This window comes from Mixta sp. Marseille-Q2659 (genome assembly GCF_940807255.1).
Taxonomy (GTDB): domain Bacteria; phylum Pseudomonadota; class Gammaproteobacteria; order Enterobacterales; family Enterobacteriaceae; genus Mixta.
The window spans coordinates 1-6107 of sequence record NZ_CALNWY010000060.1; the positions used below are offsets into that span (position 1 = coordinate 1).

Sequence of the window (6107 nt, forward strand, 5' to 3'; positions counted from 1 at the left end):
GGTCGCCAGCAGTTTGAGCAGCTGTTATCGCAGACGGATCTGCTGCTGCACGGCTATCGCGCCGACGCGCTGGAAAAGCTGGGTTACGACAGCGCGCGCCTGCAACAGCTGGCGCCGGGCCTGGTTGATGTCAGCCTGAACGCCTGGGGCTGGAGCGGCCCCTGGCGCAACCGGCGCGGCTTCGACAGTCTGGTGCAGATGGCCTGCGGTATTGCCGAGGCGGGACAGCGCTGGCAGAACGCCGACGCGCCGCGTCCGCTGCCGGTGCAGGCGCTGGATCATGCAACCGGCTATTTGATGGCGGCGGCGGCGCTGGAAGGCATGCGACGGCGCGTCAGCCATAACCGAGGCATTACGGCGCGGCTTTCGCTGGCAAGAACCGCGCACCTGCTGACCTCGCATCCTTATCCCGCGGGCAACGTGGCGCTCGGTATCGGTCCGGCGCAGGCGCATGATGAAAGCGATACGCTGGAGATCACGCCGCTGGGCATCGGCTATCGTCTGAAGCCACCGCTGTGGCTGCCCGGTACGCCGCTGCTCTGGTCACGTCCCGGCGGCCCGTTGGGATCGGCTGCTGCCTGCTGGCTAAGTGAGTAAAAGATTGCCGCCTCGCTGCTGTGCCGGTCTCATGCCGGCGACCTGTGGGATCGGCCATCGCCCACGGGTCAAGCGAGTCATTGCTTTTTAACCGGGTAATTTACCAGCGGCTTAATCTCTTTCAGCACAAACATACTCTGCATCTCTTTGATGCCGGGCAGCCTGCGGATCACTGACATGGCGAAATCGGCATAAGAATCGAGATCGGGTGCCACTACCTGCAGCAGAAAATCCGTATCGCCGCCGATGCTGTAGCAGGCCACAACATCCTCCAGCGCCGTGACCTCCTCCTCAAATTTTTTGGCTTCCGCCTCGCTGTGGCTGTCAATGGCGACACGCACAAACACCATGACGCCCAGGCCGATTTTTTTACGATCCAGCACCGCCCGATAGCCCTGAATCACCCCCTCCTCCTCCAGCTTACGGACTTTACGCCAGCACGGCGAAGCGGACATGCCGACCTTATCAGCCAGATCCTGGTTGGTTACGCGAGCGTCGTCCTGTAACAGTCGCAGGATTTTAATTTCTGTCGGCGTTATTGCCATAGCGGAAAATTCCTTTCTTTATTGGCGCGGTTAAGGGTGATTTTTGTCTTAAAACGCCGGTTGAGCAAGCAATTGAGAAAACAAATACCCGCTCAGCCATCCCATAATAGAACGGAAATTTAATCAGCCTTCCCAAGGCAATGCGCCCGTCGCGCGCTGTTTATGGCTTACCACCTGGAGAGAAAGATGAAGTTCGACGCCAACCTGCATCGCTGTACGATTGTGATTGATCAACATCTGCCCGTTGGCCTGGCGATGAATGCCGCCAGCGTTATCGGCATCAGCTTTGGCCGTACCGTGGAAAATTTAGTCGGGCCGGATCAGTGCAGCCTGGATGAAATTAACTATCCTGGCGTAATTTATGCGCCGCTGCCGGTGCTGCTGGCATCGGGCGAGACGATTCGCCAGCTGCAATCTGGCGCGGAACAGGATGAGGAGATTTATGTGATGCCGTTTAGCGCGCTGGCGCAATCCTGCAAAACCTATGAGGAATATGGCGAGCGCATCGCCTCGGTGAACAGCGACAATATTGAGCTGGTGGCCGTTGGGCTGATTGGGCCAAAAAAGAAAATTACTAAGATGACGGGCAATTTATCGTTGTACAAATAAAGCCGTCAGTATGGATGCTGACGGCTTCCGCTTATAGCCGGCGGGCTGACAGCGGTCAGGCGTCGTCTTCGCCGGCTTCTTCGCTCTCTTCCGCTTCCGCCAGCTCTTCGCGCATCGCCTGTAGCGCTTCGCGGCTCAGGGCCGCCAGCGTGCGGTAAAAACCGCTGGCCGCATGCGCTTCCACTTTGCCGAGGAACGCGCCGCACCACGGCAGCAGATAGTCATCAAACAGCGCAATCTGCGCCTGAATTTCATCTTCCTGCGCCTGATCTTCCAGCCAGGAGGCGGCCAGCAACAGCGCGCCGAAGTGATCGACCGGCGCATCGGTCAGCGGCATCCCGCGCTGTTGCAGGAAGCTGCGCACTTCCGCCTCTGCCGGGCCATCCTGCCACTGGGAACCATAGGGCGAAACGCGGCACTCGCTGCCGATAAACAGCGCATTGTAATCAGCCGCCAGCGCCTGCGGATCGGCATGCTGCTGTAAACGCGCCAGCAGTTCATCCTGCTCCAGCGGCCAGTGCTGCTGCAACTTGCCCGTGCGGAGCAACGTAAACAGCGGCTCCAGCAGCGGGTCCTGCGGCTGGCGATTAAACAGCGAGCCGATTACGCGGCAGATGATGGAAAACTCATTCATTACTTTCAGTCCGTTCAGAGGTTAAAGCGCCGCTTTAAAAATCGGCAAACGCGTCAAGATGCTTCCCGCTGCGCATTTCCAGAAAATCGAGCAGGCGGCGCGGCGTGACATTTAACACGCGTTCTTCAGGAAAATCCACCTCGCGCGCGATTCGCAGGCAATGTTCAAAATTGCCCAGCGTAAAGGCGGTGTGGGAATCGGATCCAAAGGCCAGCATGCCGCCCGCCTCTTTTACCGCTGCGGCGATGGCGCGACAGTTGGGTTCACTGCCGGGGCGCGAATGGGTAAAGGAGGAGTTATTGATCTCCAGCCCCACCTGATATTTCGCTGCCGCCTCGGCAATGGCCGGAATATCAACCGGGAACTTCGGGTTGCCGGGATGGCTGATAATATGCACATCGCCGCTGGCCATCGCGGCGATCATCGCCTCGGTGTGCGTCGCTTTATCCTGCGGGGCGAATACCGGCTCGTGAAAGCCCGCGATCACCAGATCCATCGTCTCCAGCATGCGTCCGGTGCAGTCGATTTCACCTTGCGTGTTTTTTATATTCGCTTCGATGCCGCGCAGAATGCCGACACCATCCACCACACGCGGCCAGACGTGCATATTGACAAAATGCCAGTAGTGCGGCGCATCGGCCATATCGGGGCCGTGATCGGTGATCGCAAACAGCCTGATGCCGTTTTGCTTCGCGGCAGCGATATAGTCGTGCAGCGTGCTGTAGGCGTGGGTACTTGCTACGGTGTGCATATGCAGATCAACAGGGTACATTTCATCTCCTTCTGAGTGGGCAGGCCAGCGTTCCTGCCCCTGATAAATTAATAGCCGCGCGTCAGATCCACGCGCCCTTCGGGCTGCTGGCCCGCTTCCAGTTGTTCAATCGCGCTGGCGATATAGCTCATCGCCTCGCCCTGCAGCGTCACCGCCGCATTGTGCGGCGTCAGCGTGACGCGCGGATGACGCCAGAAAGGATGTTCCGGCGAAAGTGGCTCTTTGACAAAGACATCCAGCGCCGCACCCTTGATTTTATTATCATTGAGCGCCGCCAGCAGATCGTCCTCCACCAGGTGCGCGCCGCGCGCCAGATTCATCACAAAGGCGCCGTCATTCAGCTTATCCAACAGCGCGCGATTGATGATGCCGACGGTTTGCGGCGTATTCGGCAACAGGTTAATTAAAACCTGGGTGCCGGAGAGGAAATCCGCCATCTGTTCGCTACCGTGAAAGCTCTCAATGCCGTCCAGCTGCTTGGGCGAGCGGCTCCAGCAGCGCAGCGGAAAGCCCCAGGGCTTCAGGCTTTCAGCGACGCTGAGGCCCAGCACGCCCGCGCCCATAATGCCGACGGTGAAGTTTTCGCGCTTATAGTTGCGCAGCGGCTGCCACAGCGCCTGCTGCTGCTGGAGCCGGTAGTCATCAAAACGGCGAAACCAGCCCAGCACGGTATGCACTGCATACTCCTGCATTTGCAGGCCCATGCCGGTATCTTCCAGGCGGAACAGCGGTACGGCGGGATCGATCATATCAGGATGCTGCTGAAGCTGCCCCAGGATGTCATCAACGCCCGCGCCGATAGCAAAAATGGCTTTCAGCCCGCGCCGGCCCTGCAGCATCTCAACCGGCGCAAAGCGCATCAGCGCATAGTCAGCATGATCGTTATCGCCCGGCTGCCAGAGCCGCAGCCGTGCCTGCGGCAACCGCTGCTGCAAGCCCTGCTGCCACTTTTCCGGGTTAAAGGTGGGATGATAAAAGATGATATCCATAGCGCCTCCGTTGTTGTTATTTCACCCAAGGCTCAGGGAAATCGGCGGCGCTGGCAAGTAAAAATTAGCAGCTGGAGGCGCGCAGGGTTGGGTCTGGCGTTCTCGCTTAAACAACGGACGCAGGAGTCGGGCGTCCAGCCGATACGCCCGGCGCATCGGCCTGGCCCATTCGCCCGCTGTCAGGCGATTGGGCCTTTTGCGAAAATCAGGCCTGTGGTGCGGTGGACTGAATCAGCCTGCGCAACAGCGGGATCAGGAACAGCATCACCAGACCGACGGCGGCTGCACCCCAGCCCAACAGGCTGAAGATATGGCTGTAGCCGGGATTGGTAAGCAGCGCGCTACTGCCGCTGTTTTGCGGCATCAGCGCCGACACGTAGCCTGCCAGCACCGAGGCCACGCCGGTGACCATCATCCAGCAGCCCATCATAATGCCCTGATAGCGCGTCGGCGCCAGCTTGCCGATCATCGCGTAGCCAATCGGCGAGATCAGCAGTTCGCCGATGCTTTGCAGCAGATAACTAAAGAAGATCCATTTAAAGGCCACCATGCCGTCGCCGCCCGCCAGCATAATGCCCAACGGCAATACCAGCATGCCAAGACCAATACAGAACAGGGAGCAGGCAAACTGCAGCGGGATATCGATACGCCAGCCGCGCTGACGCAAACGGTTAAAGGCAATCGCCAGCAGCGGGCCGCCAATCACGATCACCAGGGTGTTGATGTTTTGCACCCACTGCGGCGCTACGCGCATGCCCCAGACGTTAAGGTTGATATTATGCTCAACGAACAGCATCAGCCCCATCGGCGCCAGCTGATACAGCATCCAGAACACCAGCGAACCCAGCGCCAGCAGCAGATAAGCGGCCATCCGACGCTGTTCATGACGCGGATGGTGACGCAGTGTGGTGATACAGAGCAGCAGGAAGATCACGCCGCCCAGCCCGATGACGAAAGAGCCGGTAAAGTCAGCGTGCGTCAACATCACGCGAATCAGCGGCACCAGCACCACCAGCACCGCCAGGCCGACCAACATGCGCAACCGGAACTGGCGCGGAGTGACATGCAGCAGCGGCGTATCAATATCCGCCAGAATTTTCCAGCGTAGCAGGCTGATAATAATAGCCAGCGCGTTGCCGACGGTAGCGAACAGGAACAGCGCCTGATACTGCTCCTCCAGCTGGAAATAACCGGCGCCGGTAAAGCCGATAAAGAAGCCGAGGTTCATACCGGCGTAGTTCCACAGAAAGGCGCTTTCACGGCGCTGATCGTCTGGCGTAAAGCGCTGAGTGAGCATCATATTGATACAGGTGACGTTCAGCCCGCTGCCGGTGAGGAACATCGCCAGCCCCCAGTAAAGCCCCTGCGCGCTTTCGCCGGACAGCACCCAGCAGCCGGCGACCTGCAATATCATGCCCAGCACAAAGAGGTTACGGTTACTGAGGAAACGTCCGCCCAGATAGCCGCCAAACAGGTGCAGGCCATAGTTGAAGGCGCCGAAAACGCCCATGGTGGCGTTGGCTTGCGCTTCGCTAAAGCCGAGACGTTTAGTGGCGTACAACACCAGCGTGGAATAGAGAACGGCAAAGCCGAGCGTGGCGAAAATCTGAATAAAAAACAGCGCCCCGGTTCCGGCCGGGATCCCCTGCGGTTGCGCTTTGGTTGCGTTTTTCAAGCTGACCTCAGTGATTTTTAAGCATCTAAAGCGCATCAGTATGCACTCTCTGCGGCGGTTATGCAGTGGGATTTCAACGATCCGGGCTTTTTGGACGCCTTTTCGCTTATTTTCGCGGCGAAGTGGTTTAAAACTGACTAAACGCATCATTTTGTGCAGAAAGTTGATTGACGCGCCGCAGCAAAATCCCTACATTAGCGCCGGTCGACAGTGTGCCTGCCGACAACAATATGGTGAGGTGTCCGAGTGGCTGAAGGAGCACGCCTGGAAAGTGTGTATACGGCAA

7 protein-coding genes are annotated in these 6107 nt (G+C 58.6%); 2 read left to right on the plus strand and 5 right to left on the minus strand.

Annotated elements, in window-relative coordinates:
• Positions 1 to 597, plus strand: a 597-nt coding sequence (locus tag P3C52_RS20645; RefSeq protein ID WP_275556736.1) for a CoA transferase, incomplete at its 5' end; no start/stop codon positions are given.
• 77 nt (positions 598 to 674) lie between these two features.
• Here P3C52_RS20645 and P3C52_RS20650 read toward each other — a convergent pair.
• Positions 675 to 1142, minus strand: a complete 468-nt coding sequence (locus P3C52_RS20650; RefSeq protein WP_275556737.1) for an Lrp/AsnC family transcriptional regulator — start codon at positions 1140 to 1142, stop codon at positions 675 to 677.
• Positions 1143 to 1328: 186 nt separating this feature from the next.
• On the opposite strand from P3C52_RS20650, the gene P3C52_RS20655 reads away from it, so the two are divergent.
• Positions 1329 to 1751: a DUF2000 domain-containing protein gene (locus tag P3C52_RS20655; RefSeq protein ID WP_275556738.1), complete on the plus strand. Its 423-nt coding sequence runs from the start codon at positions 1329 to 1331 to the stop codon at positions 1749 to 1751.
• A gap of 55 nt (positions 1752 to 1806) precedes the next feature.
• On the opposite strand, the gene P3C52_RS20660 is transcribed toward P3C52_RS20655, so the two are convergent.
• From P3C52_RS20660 to P3C52_RS20675, 4 genes are all read right to left on the minus strand, one after another.
• Positions 1807 to 2385: a molecular chaperone gene (locus P3C52_RS20660; RefSeq protein ID WP_275556739.1), complete on the minus strand. Its 579-nt coding sequence runs from the start codon at positions 2383 to 2385 to the stop codon at positions 1807 to 1809.
• 34 nt (positions 2386 to 2419) lie between these two features.
• On the minus strand, positions 2420 to 3157 hold the full coding sequence (locus tag P3C52_RS20665; protein WP_275556740.1) for a phosphatase: 738 nt from the start codon (positions 3155 to 3157) through the stop codon (positions 2420 to 2422).
• A gap of 47 nt (positions 3158 to 3204) precedes the next feature.
• Complete coding sequence (gene ghrA / locus P3C52_RS20670) at positions 3205 to 4146, minus strand: glyoxylate/hydroxypyruvate reductase GhrA (protein ID WP_275556741.1); 942 nt, start codon at positions 4144 to 4146, stop codon at positions 3205 to 3207.
• A 205-nt stretch (positions 4147 to 4351) separates the two neighbouring features.
• Positions 4352 to 5821 (minus strand): oligopeptide:H+ symporter, encoded by a 1470-nt coding sequence (locus P3C52_RS20675; protein ID WP_275556742.1) that lies wholly within the window; start codon positions 5819 to 5821, stop codon positions 4352 to 4354.
• Positions 5822 to 6107: the final 286 nt, after the last annotated feature.